This window comes from Streptomyces halobius (genome assembly GCF_023277745.1).
Lineage (GTDB): Bacteria > Actinomycetota > Actinomycetes > Streptomycetales > Streptomycetaceae > Streptomyces > Streptomyces halobius.
Window position 1 is genome coordinate 1,192,333 of record NZ_CP086322.1, and the last position, 20,753, is coordinate 1,213,085.

At 69.0% G+C, this 20,753-nt stretch carries 20 protein-coding genes and 5 pseudogenes; 17 read left to right on the forward strand and 8 right to left on the reverse strand.

The window, feature by feature from the left end; all coding sequences use genetic code 11:
• Nucleotides 1–185: 185 nt before the first annotated feature.
• From K9S39_RS05695 to K9S39_RS05750, 13 genes and pseudogenes are all read left to right on the forward strand, one after another.
• Nucleotides 186–542: a helix-turn-helix domain-containing protein gene (locus K9S39_RS05695; protein ID WP_248862272.1), complete on the forward strand. Its 357-nt coding sequence runs from the start codon at nt 186–188 to the stop codon at nt 540–542.
• Between the two features lie 333 nt (nt 543–875).
• Complete coding sequence (locus K9S39_RS05700) at nt 876–2,243, forward strand: site-specific integrase (RefSeq protein ID WP_248862273.1); 1,368 nt, start codon at nt 876–878, stop codon at nt 2,241–2,243.
• Between the two features lie 2 nt (nt 2,244–2,245).
• Nucleotides 2,246–2,377 (forward strand): annotated as a pseudogene (locus K9S39_RS05705) (undecaprenyl-diphosphatase); the annotation flags it as partial.
• A gap of 380 nt (nt 2,378–2,757) precedes the next feature.
• The gene (locus K9S39_RS05710; RefSeq protein WP_248862274.1) at nt 2,758–3,057 is read left to right on the forward strand and encodes a hypothetical protein; all 300 of its coding nucleotides are present in this window, start codon (nt 2,758–2,760) and stop codon (nt 3,055–3,057) included.
• A 317-nt stretch (nt 3,058–3,374) separates the two neighbouring features.
• A pseudogene (locus K9S39_RS05715) lies at nt 3,375–3,520 on the forward strand (substrate-binding domain-containing protein); the annotation flags it as partial.
• A 406-nt stretch (nt 3,521–3,926) separates the two neighbouring features.
• Nucleotides 3,927–3,980: pseudogene (locus K9S39_RS42775) on the forward strand (VOC family protein); the annotation flags it as partial.
• 130 nt (nt 3,981–4,110) lie between these two features.
• A complete protein-coding gene (locus tag K9S39_RS42780) occupies nt 4,111–4,272 on the forward strand; it encodes a VOC family protein (protein WP_406707872.1) in 162 nt (53 codons plus the stop codon).
• A gap of 180 nt (nt 4,273–4,452) precedes the next feature.
• Nucleotides 4,453–4,638 carry a hypothetical protein gene (locus K9S39_RS05725; protein WP_248862275.1) on the forward strand — a complete coding sequence of 62 codons (186 nt, stop codon included), beginning with the start codon at nt 4,453–4,455 and terminating at the stop codon, nt 4,636–4,638.
• A 483-nt stretch (nt 4,639–5,121) separates the two neighbouring features.
• Entirely contained in the window at nt 5,122–5,547 is a 426-nt protein-coding gene (locus K9S39_RS05730; protein WP_248862276.1) for an NHL repeat-containing protein, read from the forward strand.
• An 85-nt stretch (nt 5,548–5,632) separates the two neighbouring features.
• Entirely contained in the window at nt 5,633–5,842 is a 210-nt protein-coding gene (locus K9S39_RS05735; protein ID WP_248862277.1) for a hypothetical protein, read from the forward strand.
• A gap of 398 nt (nt 5,843–6,240) precedes the next feature.
• Nucleotides 6,241–6,522 (forward strand): hypothetical protein, encoded by a 282-nt coding sequence (locus K9S39_RS05740; protein ID WP_248862278.1) that lies wholly within the window; start codon nt 6,241–6,243, stop codon nt 6,520–6,522.
• A 625-nt stretch (nt 6,523–7,147) separates the two neighbouring features.
• On the forward strand, nt 7,148–8,083 hold the full coding sequence (locus K9S39_RS05745; protein ID WP_248862279.1) for a right-handed parallel beta-helix repeat-containing protein: 936 nt from the start codon (nt 7,148–7,150) through the stop codon (nt 8,081–8,083).
• A gap of 138 nt (nt 8,084–8,221) precedes the next feature.
• Nucleotides 8,222–8,568 (forward strand): annotated as a pseudogene (locus K9S39_RS05750) (mycothiol transferase).
• Nucleotides 8,569–8,583: 15 nt separating this feature from the next.
• Here K9S39_RS05750 and K9S39_RS05755 read toward each other — a convergent pair.
• Nucleotides 8,584–9,464 (reverse strand): IS5 family transposase gene (locus K9S39_RS05755; protein WP_406707873.1). Its coding sequence is split into 2 segments (ribosomal slippage): nt 8,584–9,122 and nt 9,122–9,464, totalling 882 coding nucleotides; the frame shifts between segments, so codons are not numbered across the junction.
• Between the two features lie 303 nt (nt 9,465–9,767).
• On the opposite strand from K9S39_RS05755, the gene K9S39_RS05760 reads away from it, so the two are divergent.
• Nucleotides 9,768–10,049: a hypothetical protein gene (locus K9S39_RS05760; RefSeq protein ID WP_248862281.1), complete on the forward strand. Its 282-nt coding sequence runs from the start codon at nt 9,768–9,770 to the stop codon at nt 10,047–10,049.
• Nucleotides 10,050–10,128: 79 nt separating this feature from the next.
• Here the strand turns inward: K9S39_RS05760 and tpg are convergent.
• The 4 genes and pseudogenes from tpg to K9S39_RS05780 all read right to left on the reverse strand — a co-directional run bounded on the left by tpg (nt 10,129) and on the right by K9S39_RS05780 (nt 14,980).
• Nucleotides 10,129–10,687 (reverse strand): annotated as a pseudogene (tpg, locus tag K9S39_RS05765) (telomere-protecting terminal protein Tpg).
• Nucleotides 10,688–10,696: 9 nt separating this feature from the next.
• Nucleotides 10,697–12,838 carry a telomere-associated protein Tap gene (tap, locus tag K9S39_RS05770; RefSeq protein WP_248862282.1) on the reverse strand — a complete coding sequence of 714 codons (2,142 nt, stop codon included), beginning with the start codon at nt 12,836–12,838 and terminating at the stop codon, nt 10,697–10,699.
• A 185-nt stretch (nt 12,839–13,023) separates the two neighbouring features.
• On the reverse strand, nt 13,024–14,121 hold the full coding sequence (locus K9S39_RS05775; RefSeq protein WP_248862283.1) for a hypothetical protein: 1,098 nt from the start codon (nt 14,119–14,121) through the stop codon (nt 13,024–13,026).
• Entirely contained in the window at nt 14,036–14,980 is a 945-nt protein-coding gene (locus K9S39_RS05780) for a phosphotransferase (protein WP_248862284.1), read from the reverse strand. The genes K9S39_RS05775 and K9S39_RS05780 overlap by 86 nt, the downstream gene beginning before the upstream one ends.
• Before the next feature lie 236 nt (nt 14,981–15,216).
• On the opposite strand from K9S39_RS05780, the gene K9S39_RS05785 reads away from it, so the two are divergent.
• Nucleotides 15,217–16,428: an IS110 family transposase gene (locus K9S39_RS05785; RefSeq protein ID WP_454894870.1), complete on the forward strand. Its 1,212-nt coding sequence runs from the start codon at nt 15,217–15,219 to the stop codon at nt 16,426–16,428.
• Between the two features lie 37 nt (nt 16,429–16,465).
• Here the strand turns inward: K9S39_RS05785 and K9S39_RS05790 are convergent, their stop codons facing one another.
• Nucleotides 16,466–17,620, reverse strand: a complete 1,155-nt coding sequence (locus K9S39_RS05790) for a hypothetical protein (RefSeq protein WP_248862285.1) — start codon at nt 17,618–17,620, stop codon at nt 16,466–16,468.
• 11 nt (nt 17,621–17,631) lie between these two features.
• Nucleotides 17,632–18,315, reverse strand: a complete 684-nt coding sequence (locus K9S39_RS05795) for a histidine phosphatase family protein (RefSeq protein WP_248862286.1) — start codon at nt 18,313–18,315, stop codon at nt 17,632–17,634.
• A gap of 251 nt (nt 18,316–18,566) precedes the next feature.
• On the opposite strand from K9S39_RS05795, the gene K9S39_RS05800 reads away from it, so the two are divergent.
• Both K9S39_RS05800 and K9S39_RS05805 read left to right on the forward strand, forming a co-directional pair.
• Nucleotides 18,567–19,436 (forward strand): helix-turn-helix domain-containing protein, encoded by an 870-nt coding sequence (locus K9S39_RS05800; protein WP_248862287.1) that lies wholly within the window; start codon nt 18,567–18,569, stop codon nt 19,434–19,436.
• On the forward strand, nt 19,433–19,642 hold the full coding sequence (locus K9S39_RS05805) for a DUF397 domain-containing protein (RefSeq protein WP_248862288.1): 210 nt from the start codon (nt 19,433–19,435) through the stop codon (nt 19,640–19,642). The genes K9S39_RS05800 and K9S39_RS05805 overlap by 4 nt, the downstream gene beginning before the upstream one ends.
• 672 nt (nt 19,643–20,314) lie before the next feature.
• Here K9S39_RS05805 and K9S39_RS05815 read toward each other — a convergent pair.
• Nucleotides 20,315–20,635: a hypothetical protein gene (locus K9S39_RS05815; protein ID WP_248862289.1), complete on the reverse strand. Its 321-nt coding sequence runs from the start codon at nt 20,633–20,635 to the stop codon at nt 20,315–20,317.
• Nucleotides 20,636–20,753: the final 118 nt, after the last annotated feature.

The following is a 20,753-nucleotide window of genomic DNA, read 5'->3' on the forward strand; positions in this document are numbered from 1 at the left end:
CCAGGAACCGACTCGACATCATCGCTGCAGCACAGCGTCGGCAGTGCCGCAGCTTCAAGGTGCACTCCGCGCTGACACGCAAGGTCCAGCCGTCTACGAGTTCGTACAAGTTCCTGCGCTCGCTTCATGCCCGGGTGCCTCCCAGCTGACGCAGCACCCCAACAGCCCCAGAAGGAAGAGGTGCCATGACTAGCCCCGAAACGAAGCGCACCGGTGCCGAGCGCGAGGCCATGATCGATGCGGCCATACGGGCCCTTGCGCAGGGCGAGGTGACGCTCGACCCGGGGGAAGCGGCCCGCGTCATCGGCTGCGGCGAGAGGTGGCTACGGGATGGGGCCAACCAGCGCGGCTTCCCTCACCACCGCTTCGGCAAATTTCTGCGGTTCAGCCTCCAGGACTGCCGCGAAATCCGGGAGATGAACGCCGAAAAGGGTCGGCCGTCGGCACTGGCCAAGGCCCGCCGCCGCAAGGCCACTCCACGTAAGCCCACTGGCAGCGGCCCGGCTACGCCGGCCACCGTCCGGTTCAAGCCCGCCGCGTGAGGTGATCCCTAAGGGTATGCCGCGACCGGCAGCCTCACCCCGACTCGCTTCTCCCGACCCGCCCTGACGTGAGAAAACTCCCGGACCAGGGCGGGTTTTCCCATGCCCGGCAACCTGCACGTCACCCCAACGCGGCTTCCGTGACTCACCAAGTGATGGTGTGTCCGTTGCGGACGGTCCGAGTCATGGGGGGGTATCCCGGCCGTTCCACGCCAGGCTCCGGGCCGCGTCCAAGGGGTGCATGCCTGATCCCCGCAGTCCCACACCCCGCGACACATCTGCCTCATTCAACTGCCGAACTCTGCCCCTACCGCCCAGAAAGAGAGACACCTGATGCCCTACACCGAGTGGCGCGGCAACTTCTGCCGCGTCCGCTGGAAGACCGGCCGCATCAAGCCGAACGGGAAGCCCGAGTACGACAGCCAGGGTGGCTTCACCGACGAGGAGGTCGCCTACGCGTACGGACTGGACCGGGAATCCGACGTTCGCAACGCGCGCTACATAAGCCGCCGCGACGGAAGCATCCTCATGTCCACCTACTGCCCCAAGTGGCTCAAGACGCAGGACGTCGGGCACCTGCGATGGCGAACGATCGACGGCATCCTGCGCAACCACATCGTGCCCTACTGGGGCGAGACCTCCGTGGGCGACATCAAGGCCTCCGACTACCGCGCATGGAGTCTCCATCTGGACGCCCAGCCCGGTGTCGGTGACGCGTACGCCAGAGAGATTCGGCTCGTGTTCAGCATGATCATGGACGATGCGGTCGATGACAGCCTACGGGCCGAATCACCGGTGAAGAAGAAGTCCCGACGCGGCAAGTACACGAAGAAGCCCCGGGAGAAGAAGCAGGACATGCAGATAAAGGAGGTGCACCAACTTGCCCTCAATGCACTTACCTTCTGGGGCTTCGCCGGTTATGTCTTTTTCCTGACGATGCCGTTCACGGTCATGCGGCCTGCCGAGCTCTACGCTCTGCGCCGCGAGTTCTGCCACCCGAACTGGCCGGCCTCAGACCCCGACCTTGAGCGGCGGAAAGAAGCCCTGGAGCGCTACGGGCCAACGGCACTGCCCGCGTTGCGCGTCCAGTGGCAGTTCCAACGCGAGTTCGGCAAGGGACCGGTGAAGCTCTTCCCGCCAAAATATGAATCCCATCGAAGTCTCTCCCTCCCCGGATTCCTTGCGGAGCTGCACACGGCGCTCCTCGCCACCCATGATCACGAGTACCTGTTCCCGGCCATTGGCGGCGGGCTACTGGCCAACGCAAACTTCAGCTACTCCTACTGGCAGCCGGTCTCGCGCGGTCGACCGGCCTCCGAGGAGTTCGAGAGGGTTCGCCTGGGCCAGCCCCAACTGGTCACCTCCCGCCGTCCCCTTCCGGAGGTCCCTGCGACCGCGTACGCCGGGAAGCGGCTGTACCTGCTTCGTCACGGCGGCAAGGAGTGGTTGGACGAAGATCGACACAGTCGCATCGCCGTGGAGACCCGCATGGGCCACGAGGTCGCCGGCGTGGAAGGTCTCTACTCGCACGTTACCCTGACCATGGAGCAGGAGATTGCCGATTCGCTGCAAACCAGGTGGCTGCGCTTCGTGGCCAGCGAGGGAGAGCACTGGAAGGTGCCATCTCCCACTGCTCTCCCATTCGATCTTGAAGAGTGGTGGAAACAGCAGGTCAAAGCCGCTCAGGACCTCGACGCTTGAACTGGTTCATGAAGTTCATCTCCACCAAGAGCTTTATGCCTTTCGTCATCTACCGCATCGTGCTGGGCATCGTCCTCTTCGTCCTGATCGCGGCCGGTGTGCTGGCCCCGGACGCGGGCGAAACGGCGGGCTGAGGGGCGGTCAGCCCCTGCGTGAGCGGGGTCGGGCGTGGCACCGGGTTCCACTCGCTCCACGAGGCGGTCAGCCCGTGCGTGAGCGGGGGGGCAGGGGCCGGATACGACGGCGTGCGCACGGCGGTGCAGCGGCTGCGCGAGGCCGCCGCGCGGGACAGGATCGAGCTGTCCTCGTCCGCCGAGACCACGGGTAGCCGATGTCCAGCAGCCCCAGCGACGTACCGACTCCCCCGCCGGCCGGTGCCGGCAACGGTCCCGCCGTCTCCCGTCCGGAGTTCGACGCGCTGTTCGCGAGGGCCGTACGTGGGGCCGCTGGGCTCCCGCCGACCGCGGCACCTGGAACCGGGTGACCGCGGACGGCGTACGGCGGGCCACCGCGCTTGCGGTCCGCAACGGTCGTCCCGCTGGGGCGTCCCTGGAGCACGGCGCCCGGACCGGACAACAGCAAACCCGCTCTGCACTACATGTCGGGCTTCGGGGACACCGCGGCTCCGGCCCCTGAACCCACCACCTACAAGGACGTCATCGCCGCCGACTACCACGGCACGGCCGTCAGCCATCTGGACGCGCTGTCCCATATCGCCTATCGCGGACTGCTCTACGACGGCCGCCCGGCGCGCGAACTTGTGGACGCCCACGGTGCCCGCTTCGGTGACGTTGCAGCGCTCGCGCGCTCGTGACAAGAGCCGTGCTGCTCGACCTGCCCGTCGTCCTGGGGGCCGATGGCTGGAACCCGGGCGGGCTGTGCACGCCCGGATTCCAGGGCGGGCTGTGCACGCCGAGGACATCGTGGCCGCGGAACGGGCACTCGACGTCACGATCGGCGAGGGCGATGCGGTGCCGTTCCGGTCCGGGAGCCTCCGCCGCCGCCGGGAGCTGGGGCTGGAATCCCGACGAGGCGAGCGCGGGGCCGCATGTGGACGCCGTGCCCCTGCCGGCCGAGCGCGGCATCGTCCTGCTCGGCGGCGACGGCGACAGTGACGTACGGCCCTCGCCCGACGAATTCAACCGCGCATTCTCCGGCAGGCCAGCCAGCGGGTATGTCGCGCCCGTGCCATCGCCACGGCCGCCAACAGCGGTGCGAAGACGACGTGGGATCCGCCCGGCTACCGCGCGGCGTACCGGAAGATCTGGGGAAGATGAGCGCCCAGAAAAACCCACGGCCTCCGCTCACCTCACCCACCCCACCTCACCAACGTCGCTTCTCCCAGCGCCACTTCGCATCACGCCCGGCCTCCAGCGGCGGCACCGTACGGAATGCCTGGTCGGAGCCCGCCGAACGTATGGCGATGCGCGCCGCCGGACGGAGCCGCGCCCGCCATCCGGCCGGTCGAGCAGCGGCGCGCGTTGCTCGACGGTCCAGTCGGCGAGCGTGGCACGCGTCCGGAGGAGCAGCTCGGATATTGACAGGAACGACGGTAAGGGCGACCACTGACAATGGCGGCACTCAACGGGACAAGGCGGTGGCCGGCCCTACGCTCCCGCCGGTCGTCTGACGAGGGGGGACGTAGTGTCGGCACGACCTCGGTTCTCACTGGCGACGGTGGTCATGGATTGTCGCGACGCGCACGCGCTCGCGGACTTCTACCGGCGGCTGCTGGGGTGGCAAGTGCAACTGAGCGAACCGGACTGGGTACTCCTCAGATGCCCGGACGGCGGTGTAGGGCTGTCGTTCCAGTCCGCCGGACTATCGGCCCCCGGTGTGGCCGGAACGTCCAGAGGAGCAGCAGAAGATGCTGCATCTGGACATCCGGGTCGACGACCTGGAGGCGGCAGGGGCATACGCGATCACGTTGGGGGCGACGCGGGCGGAGACCCAGCCACAGGACGACGTCTGCGTGTTCTTCGATCCGGCCAGCCACCCGTTCTGTCTCTTCCTTCATTCCGCTCCGTAGCCTCCGTTGGAGCGTGTGGGACCGGACACATGCGGACGACGCGACGCGGTCCAGGCGTCGACGGTCCTTGCTGGTCAGTGTGTTGAGACGACGGGGGATGCCTCGCTGGGTACGCGCCGTGGGCGTACGCCGGGCGCACGAGGTGATGCGATGTCAGTGCCTGCCCCTAACATGTCTCACATGTCCCCAACTCCCCTTCCCGCTACGGGTGCGCCCGTTCCTGCCTCTGACGCGAATGAGTCGATTCGGCGCTTCGTGTGCGCCCGGGGCGGCCGGCCGTGGACGACGCAGGACATGACGGAGTACGCGGTGCTGCTGGAGATCTGGACGCTCGCGGTGCGTGCGGAGGTCGTTGAGGCGGCGTAGCACCGGCTTCGGCAGCTGTCGTACCAAGGCCCCGTCAGTCGCCCCTCGTCATTCGGGTGGTCGGCTGACAGGGCCTTCGGATGTCCAGAGATTGCGTCAACCGGGACGTTGAGGTCCGGCGGCCGGGGCACGGATACGGGCAACCCTCGGCCGAAGCGCCGGAGGTCCGCCGGCCACCGGGCAACCTCACGGGTCTGTGATTGCCCGGCCCAAAACCAGCGGCGTACGGCAGGGTACGCGGGCCCGGCCGCCGAATCCAGACTAGCCGTGCGACGTCCGGTGAGTCGGGCGTCTTCCGGCGCCAGCTGGGCCGCGAGGGCCTGTGCCTGGGCGCGGTCCATGCGCATGCCGGGCGGGCGGACACGCCGACCGCCGCGTCGGCGGCCATCAGGCGGGCGTACAACTTCGCCCGTTTCCGCGCCCGTTCGGCGTCGTCGTCCTCCGCGGTCCATCTCCGACCGGAGCGGCCAAAAGCTGCACGCGGTGGATCTCACATCCGGCGCCAGGCGCGAGGTCGCGAGCAAACTGGGCGACATCAACGATGTGGCGCTGGACGGGAACGGCACGCCATACGTCGCCGACTACAGCGGCGGGCGCCTGCTCAGGGTGGACCTGTCCGACGGCTCCCCCCACAAGGTCGCCAGCGTCACAGGCGCGTATGGCGTCGCGCTGGACGGGACGGGCAAGGCCTACATCGCCGACCGGCACAATGGGCACCTGCACGAGGTCGACCTGGCTGACGGGGCATGGCGCGTAGTGGCCACCGGTCTCGGCAAGGCCATGGGCGTCGGGCTGGAACACGGCAACGGCCAGATCTACGTCAGCAATCAGGCCGGTGAACTGTGGCGGATCTCCCAACGTGCTTTCCAGGGCCCCGGCAACGTCGTCAAGGCCCCGACAGAGTCGTAGCGTAGGGCCTCTTTTCGCGGGTGAGCGGGCATGAGTGCCTTGATCATGTGGGCTGTCGAAGCTCAGGTGATCGAAGGGGTTGCCCATGCCCACCTGTGTCAGGGCCTCGCATCCCGGGCTGGAGCGGCTGCACCATGCCGGTGAGACCGGGACCGTCCAGCCCGAGGAGAGCGGGCTGCTACGGCGGCTGGCGACGGTGCCGGATCCCTGTCGGCGGCATGGGGTGCCGCGTGAGTCGACGATCTGTCGGATGCTGGAGCCGGTGGACGGCGACGCGTTCGACGCGGCGGTGTGAGACTGGCTCGCCGAGCAGCAAGACCAACCGGCGGCTCAAGCGACGCAGAGGCTGCGGCCGGCGGTCGCGGTCGACGGGAAGCCCCTGCGCGGGGCCCGCACCGAGGCGGGGCAGGTCCACCTCCTGGCCGCGCTCCGGTCTCCAACGCCTGCTGCTCGCCGAGCGCGAGGGATGCCTCCGCGTGCGCGCGGGCTTCCTCGTAGGACCAGCCGAGGGCGGAGCACTCCGCCCCTGTACACGGTGATCGACCGGGCGTGCTGGGACTCGGGCCTGCAGAACTCCTTGACGGGCGGAGAGCCAGGCGACTCCTCCCCGGGCGGCTCTCCCCCGGGGCACTTCTCGTCACAGGGGTCAGGCCGTCCCGTACGGGGCAGTACGCTACCGGCGGCGCGGAGTACGTGGGAGAGGTCGAGCGCAAGGCGGGTGACGAGGGACGCGTGGCGGACGCGGCCGACTCCTCAGATTCGGGCTCCGGCTCGGCGGCGGCCGTCTCCGCCGGGGCGTCGTCCTCGTGCTCGGCGGTGGGCTCGGCTTCCGTGTCGCTGCCGCGGACCTGGGCGGCGAGCGCGTCGTTCTCCGCGGCGGCCTGCTCGGCCGCCTCGGTGCGCACGGCCTGTTCGGCGCGGATGTCGTTGACGGCGGTCGCGAGCGCCGGAGCTGTTCGAGGTCCCGCGACGTGACGGTGGAGGACGAGGACTTGGCGTCGGAGGCGGCGACCGGGCCCTCCAGGAGCTCGGAGGGCTCGGTGTCGTGGCATGTGGTTATCCGCTGGACAGCCGGTTGGATAGCCGTGGACAGCCGTCCGGTCCGGACAACGTCTGTGGCGAGACGCCAGCAAGTCGGTAGATCGACGGGGTCGGTAGATCGGCAGGCCGATGAGTCGGCAGGTCGGCAGGTCGGCAGGTCGGCAGGTCAATGGAACGTTAGCCGTGAGTTAGGGGCTGTCCGGTGAATCACCCACGACCCACCGGACAGCCCCTAACCCGCCTCTACGCCTGGCTCACCGGCAGACCACTCGCCCGCGCCCGCGTCTCACCCTTCGCAGCGTCCCGAGACCGGTCAGAGCACAACCGCATACCCACAACTGTGATCGCAATACCAGCGGGTCGATTCAGAAAAGGGTTCGGAAGCCACGGCCCTAAGGGCTCCAACGCCCCACATTCCAAGGAGAGACCGCCCCCGCTTGCGTCAGCGCGCTCAGGGCTCCGTCTTTGCGCCCTCGCTCAGGGGGCGCACTTGACATGCCTCCTGACGCAAACTCATGCCACCCGGACTGATGGGCACTCAGCGACTGGAGATACGGGCATGAGAGTTCTGCACACGATCCGGCGCAGCAGGATCGCACAGAGGCTGGGGATCAGGACGGCCCGCCGCACCCCCGACGGTGGCGTCATCCGGCGCATCCGCACCGTACCGGTCCTTGCCGGGGCCTTCGTCCTGGCCACGGGAATGACCGTCTTCGCCCCGACCACCGCACAGGCGGCCGTGGCATGCAATGAGACGGCGCTGGTCGACGCCATCAACACCGCCAACTCCGCCGGTGGGGGCACCGTGGTCCTGACAAAGGACTGTACGTACACCCTCACCACGTCCCATGGCAGCGACGCCGACGGGCCGGACGGACTGCCGATCATCACCACCGCCATCACCCTGTCCGGCAACAACAACATCATCACCCGCTCAACGGCCGTGGGCACCCTCCCCTTCCGCATCGCCAAGGTCGCCTCCACCGGCAGCCTCACCCTCAAGGGGGACATCACCCTCAGCAACGGCCTCGCCGGAACCGACGGCGGCGGCATCCTCAACCACGGCACGGTGACCCTCACCAAAAGCGCCCTCACAGGCAACACCGCCCTGGGCAAAGGCGGCGGCCTGTCCAACACCGACATCAGCGAGCCCGCCACCGGGGCAACGGCGACGTTCACCGGCAGCATCGTGTCCAACAACACCGCCATTGGCCGGGGCGGCGGCATCTACAACGGCCTCCGAAGCACGCTGACGACCACCAGCAGCTTCGTCAACGGGACGAACTCCGGGTCGCAGGGCGGCGGCATCGCCGCCATCGAATCCACCGCGACCACCCTGACCAGCACCCCGATCAGCACCAACCACGCCACCTCCAATGCCGGCGGCGTCTACCGCCTGGGCGGCACGATGACGGTCACCTCCTCCCCGATCTCCGGCAACACCCCCAACAACTGCACCGGCAGCACCCCCGCAGTCCCCAGCTGCACCGACTGACCACACAACCACCAGCCCTCACCAACAGGTAAGAGAACCGGCCGGGCCGCCCGCCCCCGCGGGCGGGCGGCCCGGCTCCCTTGTGTCCAGACAGGACCTGGCTGTTCCCGGTTGGCGGCCTGTGACAGGGGGACGTGTATGGGTCTGACACCGGACGGGCGTCCTATACAGCCCCCGCACGCCGATGAACGCGCCATGCTAGAGAGCTGGTTGGAGTTCACCGTGCGACCCTCGCGTTGAAGTGCACAGGGCTCGACGAACGTCAGTTGCGCCTGGCCTCGGCGGCCCGTCGCCGATGACGCTGTTGGGCCTGGTCCAGCATATGGCGGAGGTCGAACGCAACTGGTTCCCAGCTGGCCTTTCACGTCGGGGACCAGGGAGTTTCCTTGCGCTGGATCCTGATCCACATGATCGAGGAGTACGCGCGCCACAACGGCCACGCGGATCTGCTCCGAGAGCGCATCGACGGTGTCACGGGGGCTTGAGGCATGGCTGGTGAATTATCTCCAGAGCCATAGCCGGATCGCGGCGACAGTCACAGTGCCGTGAAAGACATACGCCCGCTTGTCGAACCGCGTGGCTACGGCCCGGAATGCCTTGAGGGCATTGATGGTGCGCTCGACTTCGTTCCTGCGTTTGTACGCGGCGCGGTCGAAGCCGGGCGGGCGGCCACCGGCGGAGCCGCGGGCCAGGCGGTGTCGGGCCTGGTCCTTCTTCTCTGGGATGGCGTGCGGGATCTGACGTCGTCGCAGGTAGGAGCGTATGCGGCGGGAGGAGTATGCCTTGTCCGCGCTGATCGCGTAGGGTCGAGTGCGGGGGTGCCCGCCGCCCTGACGGGGCACACGGATCCGCTCGACGACGGCCTCGAAGACGGTGCCGTCATGGGTCTGGCCCGGCGTGACGAGCAAGGCCAGCGGGCGGAGTCCGCCCTCGCAGGCGAGATGGATTTTGCTGGTCAGGCCGCCGCGTGAACGCCCGAGTCCCCCGTCCTCACGGTGCTGGGCTGGCACCCCTTTTTTGGACCGTTGGCGGGCGCGGCCTTGCGGGCGCCGGCGGCGTGCTGATGAGCGCGGCAGGAGGTGGAATCCACACCGGTCTGGCTCCAGTCCAGCCGCTCCTCGGCGTCCCCATCGGCCTGGACCGCCGAAAGAATTCGGTCCCAGGTGCCGTCCGCCGACCAGCGCCGATGACGGTCGTGGACGGTCTTCCACTTCCCGAAACGCGCAGGTAGGTCGCGCCACGGCACCCCTGTCCGCTCCCGGAAGTAGATCCCGTTGACCACTTTGCGGTGGCTCTTCCACTGCCCACCACGCTTGCCGTTCGTCGGCAGGTACGGCTCCAGTCGCGCCCACTCCGCCTCGCTCAGATCACCACGTCCCATATCCGCCTGAACGATCAAGAACAGGGCGCCGTTCCAAGATCTACTGACGATTCGTCGGACACGACCTAGTTGCCACCGGCCGGGCGCTGTGGACTGGCCGCTTGCGGCGTGCGAAGCAGGCTTGTTGTCACCAGCGAGGCGCCCTGCTTGTCACTTGCGGTGATTTTGCAGTCAAGTTGTCACCCGCACGGACGCCGAATGGGTCGGTCTCCAGCGCTACCCCTTGGGCATCCTCCGGGCGCTTCGCTTCCTGATGGAGATCACACAGCGTGCGCCCTCGCCGTTGGTGGCTGAGGGTGAGGTATGGACAACTTCTTGCCCACGCTCTTCGGCACCCTTGTCGGTGGCGCGATTGCGATCTTCGGGCAGTGGATCAGCTCGAAACAAGCTGACCGAGCCGCACAAAAGGCCTGGCGTAACGAGTTCGAACGCCAGAACATCCAAGGTGTGCAAGAGGCTATGGCCGATCTCTGGCGGTTTGTGAACGCGGGTAGGCCGGGAGGAGCCCCGTCTGACCAGGGCCAGGCCATGGGCAAGCTCGTACTCCAGAGCAATGCTCATGACCTGTGGATCGGCCTCGGGTAGGACGCGAAGGGCGTACCTTCCCGAGTGATCGACTCCTGGTCATCGAGTAGGCCGCAAGTCCCCGAAGCCCCTCGGCGAATCAGAAGTCCAGTTCGACGTAGTCGATGTCGGTGAACTCCACCAGGAGCCCGTCCGCTCGACGGCCGCGGTCCTTGAAGTAGATCTCCTGCAGGCCCTCGGCGGCGATGTCCCGCAGCTGCTGCTCGGTGGCGCCGGCGGCCTGGGCGTCGAAGATACGGGCCGCGTATGTGGGGGGGCAGGGCCTGGGTGATGAGTCGGATACGGCCGTCGTCGGTGGTACTGGGGGCAGCGGTGAAGCCGAAGCGGGCGCGGGTTTCGATGACGATGCCGCCGGTGGTGGCCGCGCGCTTCTTCGCCTGCTCGCGCACCCGGGGCTGCCACCTCTTGCGGACCTCGCGCTCTATGCGGGCCGCCAGGTCCTTGCGAGGCCGCTTGATCTGCGCCTTGAGGTAGCGCTCAACGGTGCGCTGGGAGACGCCCAGCAGCTCGGCCACGGCCTTCGTGGAGCCCTTGTGCTGCTTGACCAGGAACCGCATCTGCGCCGGCCCGGACTTCGGGATCGGGCGGGTGGCGGTGTTCTGCGCGGCCTTGTCGAGGCTGTCGCCGATGATGCCCATGGCGTGTCCCTACTCTCCGCTGTCGGGGGCGTCGTCGCCCTTGATGTGGCGGGCCGGGTTGATCTGGTCGTCCTCGATGGTCTGGGCGAGCCAGAGGAAGTCGCGAGTGCCTTCGTGCTTGACCATGCCGGGGCTGACGCCGAGGCGGAATCCGCCGGGCAGCGGCTTGCCGTCGGGAGTGTGTGGCATGAAGTCCAGCGGGCTGGGGCCGTGGGAGAGGTAGACGGCGCAGTCGGACAGGATCGCCACCGGGAACAGGTCGGCACGGGCCCACGCCATGAGCTTGCGGTGCTGGTTGGTGCGCGCCTTGCCAATCAACTCCGCCCTGGCGTGCGGGCTCCAGGTCGGGCGTTCCAGGGCCGGCCATCGCTCCCCGAACTTGTGCTTGATGCTCTGGGGGCGCTCGCGCAGCTTGCCGATGCCGCCCTTGACCGTCGACTTGATCGCGGAGAGGACCGCGGCTTGCCCGGGGTCGGCGTCCTTGTGGTGCGCCATGGCGGCGAGGAAGTCGTCCTCGCTCATGCCGGCTTCGACGCCGAGGTCGGCCATGGTGGCCATGTAGGCGTCGCGCAGGTGGGTGTACCAGGCGTCGAAGTAGGCCGCGCTCTCGTAGCGGACGTACGCCTCGGTCGGTTGTACCTGTGCGCCGAGCTCGACGGCGTAGGCGACGGTCGAGGTCGAGTACCAGGCCGGCCCGGTCGGGCGGGTGCCCTTCGGCGTGAAGGGGCTGGGCAGGCGGGGGGCGATCTCGATGTGGGAGAGGTCGACCAGCCAGGAACCGGGCAGCTTCGGATCGAACGCCGGGTTCTTCACGTGAGTGGCCGGACCGGTACCGATCACGAGGCGGTTGGCGGCCGCGGCGAACGCCATGTTGACGTCGATGCCGACCGCATGGGTGTAGCCCTGAGCGCACTCCTCATCGGTCAGCGACCGGAACCAGTCGTACGCCTCCTCATCGATGACCTGGTCGGGCGTGCGCACGTGATGCCGAGGGTAGAGGGCGGCGACCAGCGGGTGCTCGGCCGGCGCCTCCGGCGGTGCGGGATCGATCGGCGCAGTCAGCGCGCCGGGGTTCGGCCCGGACACCCACGCGCCGGTCTCGTCCTTGACCGCGCGGGTCGGCGGGCGCAGCGCGCTCATCAGCTCCAGCCCGCACACGGCGGTCGAGCCGCGCGGGGTGATGACGCGGGTGGCGTACGTGCCGAGCACCGCGGCGACGTCGGCCGGCGGCAGCTGGCCGGTGTCCCCCCAGGAGCGGGTATCGAGGGCGCCCCAGGGCAGGATCGCGAACTGCACGCACTGCCGCTTGCCGCCCTCGGCAGGGCGGTAGATCCGGGGCCACGGGCCGAATCCCCGCTTGGTCAGCTTCCAGTTGGCCTTGGTGAGCTGCTTGATGATCTTGTGGTCCTCAGACAGACGCAGGCCGCGCCGGTCCTCAAGGACGGCCGGGAGCCCGAGGCGTTCGGCAGCCGCGTCAGTGATGACGATCAGCGGGTCGGCGTCCTTGCCGTTGCGGTTGAGCCTTGGAGAACCCAGCTTCGCGTCGGTGAGGGCCCATTCGACCAGCGCGGGGAGCGTCTTGGCCGGGCAGTCCAGAACCAGACCGCCGACGCAGTACGCCGATCCGTCGCCGTCCAGCACCGCCAGCGGACCGTTGGCGAAGCGCGGGTCCACCTCGGCCGCAGGAGATGCCGGCTTCTTCGCCACAGCCTTCTTCGCGGCCGGGCGCCGCGACGTCGAGGGCCTGGTGGCGCGCGCCGAGCGGGCCGGCACCGGAGCGGGATCGACGCCGGGGGCCAGCGGCGGGGTAGCTGGACGGGCGAGGGAGGCAGGGACAGTCGGGGATGGAGCTTCGACTGTCACGGAAGCGGTGGCCTCGGATGGCGGGGCCGGGGTGGTGGCGGGGTGGATCTGGGCGAGGCCCTCCAGCAACCGCAAGTACTTGACCCGCCCCGGCGGCTGCGGGTCGGTGGTGCCGTCTTCCCAGTTGGCGATGGTCTGACGGCCGACGCCCACCGCCGCAGCCACCTGAGCGCGCGAGAGGTCAGCGGCCTTGCGCAGTCGCAGACGCTCGGCCGGCTCCGGCATCCGGGCCGTCAGCCGCGCTTCCTCCAACAGGGCTTCCACGCTGTCGAATTGCTCATCACTCATACACCTAACTTATACGAAGCTAGGCGAAAACTGGAAGTAGATTGGGCATTCATTGGACATATTTTTGCATGCAAGATTGCTCGGTGCACGGTCAGGGTCGGTCCCCGTTCGAGCGCAGTCGCTCACGGCGCGGGGAGGCCGCCACCTGATGGTGACGGCCTCCAGCTGCGGCACTCGGCTGCCGGTCAGCGGGCGAGGTTGGCGAGGAAGGACTCGGCGGCGGACCAGGGCGTCAGCTCGATGCCGAAGGTGCTGTCGTTGTCCGGGCCGTGGACGTGGACCAGCCGGCCGGAGAGGTAGACGACGTCGCCTTCGCGGAAGGCTCCGGTGTATGCGCCCAGGTAGGACCGCATCTGCGTGATCCGCCGGGCGAAGATGTCGGCCTCGTCGATCGTGGAGCCGATGACGGTGTCCACCGCGATGCCGTAGACGGCGGGCGTTGCGAGGCCCTCGGTGTGGTCGGTCACGCGGGCCAGCACGCTGATCGCGCCGACTTCCTGGGCGACCACCCTGGCGAGGGTGCGGTCGCCGTCGGCGCGCAGGGGCTCGCAGTTGATGTGTGCGCCGGCGCCGGTGGTCAGGCCCTGCAGTTTGCGCGCTTCCTGCCGCATCAGGGCGTCGAACGAGCTGCCTGTCATGTACTTCGCCCGCCGGATGTACAGCCGAGTCTGGGCGTCACCCTCGTACGGCTGGATCAGCGCCCGCTCGGCGAACAGGGCCTGGGCGGCTTCGTATCCGCGGGATCCGTAGCAGACCAGGTCGATGTCGGAGCGGGCGTTGCACGCCCCGACCAGGAACGAGCCGGTGACGCCGATGACGTCGGCGGCGCCGGCGTCCACGACCCAGTCGATGATGGCCAGCAGGTCTTTGCTGACCGCCGAGCCGTCCAGCAGTTCCGGGGACTGGTGCAGTGCGGTCAGGGCGCGTCGGCAGGAGTAGTGGGTGACGACGTCCTCGCGGGGCACGCCGGTGATGACGCAGCCGACGGCGGGCGAGTAGACGTAGCACTCGGGCCGGTCGGCTAAGAGGCCGAAGGCTTTGGATACGACGGTGTTTTGCCGGTACGTGCGGCCGAACAGCGTCCGGTCGCCGCGCGAGTCGGGGTAGTACTTCACATACCCCAACCAGTGTGTGCCCGGGTGGACATCGCCGATCACCTTGAAGATGACGCCCGCGCGGTCGAGGAGGTAGTCGCGGTCACGGATGGCCGGGAGCGCTGTGCCGAGCGGCGAAGTCGTCGAGGGTGGGGAAGCGGGCGGGGTCGATTGCTCCGGTGCGCTCATACTGCTCCAGTCCTTCCATGAATAGGTGCCGGCGGTATTGCCACTTGAGGTGCTTGTCGGTGCGCGCGGGGTCGGTGGGCTTCATCAGCGCGAGGAAGAACAAGCCCTTGACCAGGAGGTAAGGGCCCAGATGCTGGCTGAGGGGCTGTCCGGTGGTGGCGCGGGCCGCCTGGTTCAGCGCCTCCAGGTACCGGCGCCGCTGCTCGGGACTGGCCAGGTAGCCCTTGGTGCCGCCCTTGAACGGGATGATCTCCAGGGCCAGGGCGGTGTCGTAGCCGAGCGGCACCAGGCCGTGGTGCTGCCAGTCGATGACGCCGACCGGCAGGACGTTGGGCAGGCCGTAGTCGAGATGTCCGCGCACCATCGGAACGCCGGCGAGCTGGGCCACCGCCCGCTCCAGGGCGGCTCGCACCCGGGGGGTGTCGAGGTCGGGGTTTTCACCCAGGACGTTGTCCGTCCACCCGGCCTCCCGCACCCACGCGCGCAGCGCCTGCGGATCGGAGGTCACCGCGTGCGCGGCCTGGGCCCGCAGCAGCCGGCCCCCGACCTCGGCGGCCAGATCGACCACCGTGTTGGACAGGGTCCGCGTGCCGTCCAGGCTTTCCAGGGCCATGTCGTGCAGCGACCGCTCACCCAGTGACTCCTCCACGACGAAGAGGTGGCCGTCGTCGTTCACGCCATCGGCCAGGACGCGTGGGACCGGGTATCCGAGCTCGGCGAGCTGCTGCTGGTAGGCGGCCTCTGCGGCGAGTGCCTGTCCGCCGGTCCGCCGGTAGCGGGTGCCGTCCTCGGTGACGTACACCGCGCCGCCGGCCGGATCGGCGGTGCGCTTCTTCACGAAGCGCCAGTCATCCATCATCACGTTCCATACCTTTCTTCTTGGGTTCGTTCCGGTCATTCGTAGGATCGGGACACCCAGGGGAGCTGGGTGTGGCTGTCATCTCGTCGCGGATGTTGTGGCTCAAGGAGATTGGCCGCCCGGCTCCCCGCGACGACTCGGCCACTCATTGGGATGCGCGAACTGAATCGCTTGTATGGACACGTCGGCGAGGTCGTCTGCTGGGAACAAGGACACGTACGACTTCGGAGGTGGGCGTGCCTGAACTGTGGGCCGGCACGGATGCGGGCAAGGGCGAGCATCACTGCACGGTGATCGACCAGGACGCCACGGTGTTCCTCACGCGCCGGGTGCCCAACAGCGAGACCGAGCTGCTGGAACTCCTCAGCGACGTCCTGGACCTGGCCGAGGGTGAGCCGGTGACGTGGGCGGTGGACCTCAACGCCGGCGGCGCCGCACTCTGGATCGCCCTGCTGGTCAACCACGAGCAGAGACTGCTCTACATCCCCGGACGCACCGTCCACCACGCCTCCGGCGCGTACCGCGGCAGCGGCAAAACGGACGCGAAGGACGCCTTCGTCATCGCCGACACCGCCCGCATGCGCCGCGACCTGCAGCCCTTGCAGGTAACCAGCGAGATCGCGGTTGACCTGAAGATCCTCACCGCCCGGCGCATGGACCTGTCCGCCGACCGCACACGCGCAATCAACCGGCTCCGTGCCCAGATGCTGGAGTACTTCCCCGCCCTGGAGCGGGCCTTCGACTACAGCACCTCCAAGACCGCGCTCATCCTGCTCACGAAGTACCAGACCCCTGCCGCCCTGCGGTGTATCGGCCGGGCCCGGCTGGCGGCCTGGCTGAAGAACCACGGCGTGCGCACGCTCACCACGGCCAAGAGCGCCGCGGACGCGGCGGTGACCGCGGGCGAGGCCCAGCTCACCACCGTGCCGGGAGAGAAGACCGCGGCCAAGATGGTCCACACGCTGGCCAGGGAGGTGATGGCCCTTGACCAGGACATCGCGGACCTCGAAGCCCTGATCGAAGGCCGGTTTCGCGAGCATCCCGACGCAGACGTGATCACTTCCATGCCCGGCATCGGCGACATGCTCGGCGCCGAGTTCATCGCCGCGACCGGCGGCGACCTGACCGCCTTCGGCAGCCCCGACCGGCTCGCCGGAGTCGCCGGACTCGCCCCCGTCCCACGGGACTCGGGCAAGGTTTCCGGCAACCTGCGCAGGCCTCGCCGCTACAGTCGTCGGCTCCTGCGCATGTTCTACCTCTCCGCCCAGGTCGCCGCGATTCACTGTCCCGAGTCCCAGCGGTTCTACCAGCGCAAACGCGCTGAGGGGAAGAACCACAAACAGGCCGTCCTCGCCCTGGCCAGACGCCGCCTGAACGTGCTCTGGGCCCTCATACGCGACCACCGCACGTTCGAGACCAGCGGACCCCAGCCTGCTGCAGCGGCCTGACGCACTCACAAGGCGTCACTGCCCCGGCTTGACACCATCATTGGGAATCTCCTTCCGGGGGTTCCGTTCCGGAACCGTGTGTGGCTGCGCGGTGGGCGAGGGCGTGAGCCACCGCGCGGGCATCCATGACCCACCGCCGGTCACCGGCCTTGACGCTGTGGCCCAGCTCGGCGAGCACCTCGTCCGCGGGTGTATCGGGCCGCGCGAGGGCGGCGCGGCGAAGGAACTTCAGGAGCGAAGGGAGCCTGGCCGCGGTGATGCCGGCGCGCTCGCGCCACGCGCACAGCGGCAGGTGCCACTCGGTGAACTGCTTTTGCAGCCACGGAGTGACGCGGTGCGCCTCGTACAGCCGCCGCAGCAGGGGCCCGTCGTAAGGGATCCGGCCGTGCAGCGCGTAGCGCAGCTGCATCCCGCCCCGCCGGCGCACCGGGGCGCCGTAGGCGGCGACATGTGCGGCGGCGTTCTGCGTGATGGTCATGACGGGCCGGTCCTCGCCCCGCTGCGCGGCGGTGGCCAGCACGGCCAGGTGCAGACCCAGCCGCGGGTCGAGCACCATGTCGTCCAGCCCGAGTGGGCCGAGGCTGATGCCGTGGGCGCGGGTGCGTGACAGCAGCAGCCGTCGTGGGGCGTTGTGCGCGATGTTCATCAGGTGTGCGGGTGTGCTGGCCCGCATCGCGTGGAAGTCCGCCCGCTCCAGTACGGGCCGGCCTTCGGGCCGGTCATGGACGAGGAGACGCCGGGTGGCCGGGCGGGTGCCGGCGCCGGTGGTGCAGGCCCGGCAGGCGTGGTCGGCCGCGCCGGTCATGTGGTCGCAGGCCAGGCACAGTCGTACCGGCACCCGGGCCAGGGTCAGCGTGCCGTTGGCCAGCAGCTCCTGGCAGACCTGCAGGGCCAGGGCGGCCACCTGCGGTGCGGTGTCGGTCAGGATGCCGGCGGCCGGGGCCGGGCCGGGCGCGTACTTCGCCGTGAGCTCGCGCCGTTCCCACTGGCCGCGCGACAGCGCCCGGGTGCTGGCGGCGGTGCGGTGTCGGATGTCGCCGTCGAGGGTGACGGTGTTCCACAGGTGCGGTGCGGGTTGCGTGCCCGTGAGCTGGTTGAGGGCCTCGGCCAGTCGGATCCCTGCGGCCTTGCCCGGCCGGTCGGCGAGGGTGAAGGGGCCGTTCTGCACGGGCCCGTTGAGGAAAAGCGTCATCTGCGGGCTCCTCAGCAGTCCGGCTCGGCGCCGCCGGCGGCCTCGAAGTGCCCGTCGTGCAGCCGGTAGAGCAGCACCGCCCCATTCGGGGTCTTGCGGCGGCGGGCCTGGTCGACCAGATCGGTGACCGGCCGCCCCTCCAGGAGGGAGCGCAGCGCCAGGATCGCGGTGTGGTGTGTGACGGCCACGACCGCGGCCGCGGTGGATGCGAGCGCGGGCAGCGTGGTGATGAAGCCGTTCGCCCGGCGCAGTACGCCGTCGGCCAGTGATTCGCCGCCTTCGCCCGGCGGGGTCCATAAGTGCTTGCGCAGGCGGCGGTCGTCGGCGCCCTCGGGGTAGGTGGCGAACAGCTCCCGCTTGGTCATGTAGGTGGCGTCGCCGTAGTGCTGTTCGTTCAGCGCCGCGGTCACCTCGCTCGGCAGGCCGGGCAGGGCGAGCGCCGCGGTGTCCTGGGCGCGCCGGTACTGCGAGGTGAGCACGACTGGTGCGGGGCCGACGAGTTGGGGCAGTGTGCGGCGCAGCCACAGGCACTGCTCGAAGCCCCGCGGGGTGAGGCCGACGAGGTCACGGGACAGGGCGTGGGCCGCGGCCCCGGTCCAGGGGCGGGGGTCGCGGTAGAAGGTGGTTTTGCGGGCGTTCTCCGTCGATTCGGCATGACGGACCAGAGCCAGGGTCAGCTCGGTGCGCGGTGCCATACGGGCTCCTTCGATGCCTGGCGCGCAGGCGCGGCGGGGCGTAGGACGTATCTGGCAGAACAGGAGGGCTCCGGCCGTCGCGTTGCGGGGCCGGTCCACTGGAGGTGCTGAGTGGGACGTCTTCAGCATGCCGACCCTCAACAGTAAGGCGCAACCTTGCGCCTTAAGGTTGCGCCTGTCGGTCAATATTGGCATATGACGGGCCAGTTGAGGTCTGTAGAGTCACCGGCGACGAGGAGGAGGAAACCCGGATGTCAGAGGCCCAGCCGACCATGATGCGCCGGCGCCTGGCCGGCGCCCTCAAGACCCTGCGGCACCGCACCGGCCTGAACCTCGACGATGCCGCCGCCCGGATCGGACTTCCCAGCGGAACCACCCTCAGCAAGGTCGAGAACGCCAAACGGCTGGTTGCCGTCACCGCCCTGGACGCGTACTTCACCGCCTACGGCATCGAGGACGGCGACGCCCGCCGCGACGAGATCCGCAAGCTCGCCACGCTCGCCGGCTCCACCCGCCGCACCAACCTCCTGCGCCAGTACGGCGATGCGGTACCCGACCCCTTCGCCGACTACCTCGAACTCGAAGAGCTCGCCGCCCAAGCCGACATCTACGCCTCCCAGGTCATCCCCGGCATCCTCCAGACCCACGCCTACGCCCACGCCGTCATCGACGGCAGCCGCCGCTGGAGAACCGAACGGGAGGTCAAGACGTTCGCCGAACTGCGCATGCAGCGCGCGGCCGTACTGACCCGCGAGACGCCGCTGCCCGTCTGGTGCGTACTCGACGAAGCCGCCCTGCGCCGGGCAATGGGCGGGCCGGCGGTGCTGGCCGAACAGCTCAACCACCTCCTGGCCCTCCACGAACGCCTCCCCCACGTGCAGATCCAGGTGCTGCCGTTCGCCGCCGGAGCGCACCCCGCGATGGACGGAACCCACACGATCTTCCGGTTCGACACCGGCAGTCCCGTCGTCGTGGTGGAGCCCATGACCACCTCGCTCTACCTGGAAGAGGACGCCGACATCGGCCAGTACGACGTCAACTTCAACCACCTGCGCAGCCAGGCCCTCGATACCAAGCGCTCCCGCAATTTCATCCGCGATGTGATCAAGGAGATCCGTTGAGCACCACTGCGAACCCCCGCCCCGAGCCTGCCTGGCGCAAGAGCAGCTACAGCAGCGGAGGCGGCAACTGCGTCGAAGTCGCGTCCGCCGGCCCCGGCACCGTGGCCGTACGCGACTCGAAGAACCCGACCCAGACCCCCTTGTGCTTCTCCAGCACGACGTTCACCGCCTTCCTCCTCATGGTGAACAGCCACACGGAGTTCTAGGCCCCGTCTGAGCGCCGCTGCCTGTGAGGGCAGCGGCGTCGACCGTTTCTGGAGCATGGGCGGGCGCGGGCACAGATGCTGCGTCGTGGAGCCGGTCCAACCGCTCGTACAGCGCGCGGACCAGGCGAACTCTGTTCTGGCAGCACCGCACAGAGTCCTGCAGTGGGGGGCGACAGGCGTCTATGGGGTTCGCGGAGGATCACGCGGAACGGGAGGGCATGGGGCGGCGCCCCGTGCGACGGTTCCCCGGCGGACCGCCGACCGCGCAAGGTGGCAGCAGTGATCAGACCGACACAGGGGCTGAACCGGCCGGCCCCATCAACGGCAGACAGTCCAGCCCCGTCGACGGCAACGGCCCCGACGCCGGGCGGGAGTCGAGACCGTCAGCTACACGAACCTAGCCGCGGGGCACCGGGTAAGTGCACGTGTCACCCAGCACAACGCGTCGCGCAAGAGGAAGTCACTGACAAAAGCCATAAAGCCGCAATTGCCGGGCGCGGGCCTACTGGGCGCGCAAGTCCGGGCGCCGGCGGGCGCTCCCGGCGATGGCGGCCGCGCACCTGGTCCTCGCCGACGCCCGCAAGCTGCCGCTGCCGGACGCGTCGGTGGCTCACACGAGCGTTACGCCGTCCGGTCGCACTGCCGCGTGATGAAGGTGGACGAGCCAGGGCCTCAGCGCGGGCGACGGCTCATCCATCCCTTCTGGCCGCCGGTCGGAGTGCTGATCGGCCGCCGTGCTCCGGGCAGGGATGGGCTGCTGGGGAGATACTTCGGCCTCGGGCTCTGGCCGTACGCCGCTTTCTCCCACTCCGGGTACTGATCGCAGGCTGCAGCAGTGGCCGCCATAGCGTCCGGATGAGCAGACGCGGGAAGGTGGTCCATCCACACCAGGCACCACGCCTCCTGCTCCGGATCAATCGCGCCAGCGCGGGCCGCTGCCCAGAACTGCTGCCGGTAGAGCTGGGGCACCTTCATACCCGGTACGTAGCGCATGATCCGTCCGACCATGCTGGCGCGTCCGGCATGGACACCGCGATCGCATCGGCCCTGAACGGCGTGAACGTCGGCACGGACGTCGTCACGGACTTCTTCTTCGCTCCCATGAGCTCTT